The organism is Oceanospirillum sediminis (assembly GCF_014164585.1).
GTDB lineage: Bacteria > Pseudomonadota > Gammaproteobacteria > Pseudomonadales > Halomonadaceae > Oceanospirillum > Oceanospirillum sediminis.
Map to the genome: position 1 here is coordinate 1 of NZ_JACJFM010000365.1, position 306 is coordinate 306.

At 49.7% G+C, this 306-nt stretch carries 1 protein-coding gene; it reads left to right on the forward strand.

Going from position 1 to position 306, the window contains the following annotated elements; genetic code table 11:
- Window positions 1-282: 30S ribosomal protein S10 (rpsJ, locus tag H4O21_RS25255; protein ID WP_182812783.1), on the forward strand; the 282-nt coding region annotated here is incomplete at its 5' end.
- Between the last annotated feature and the right edge of the window lie 24 nt (window positions 283-306).

Here is a 306-nt window from a genome sequence, read left to right on the forward strand (position 1 = left end):
GGTCAGCAGAACCAGCAAAGTCGATATTCTGTCAGCCACCAGCACAATACCAAAGGGCCGATCCCGCTGCCGACCCGCAAAGAGCGTTTTACTGTTCTTATTTCTCCTCACGCTAACAAAGATGCACGTGATCAGTACGAAGTTCGTACTCATAAACGTGTTCTGGATATCGTTGAGCCTACAGAGAAAACAGTAGACGCACTGCTGAAGCTGGATATGGCTGCTGGTGTAGATGTGCAGATCAGCCCGCACCGAAAGAGATGCCGCAGTCTGCCAGATTAAATGCCGGGAAATAGTTGTCTTCCA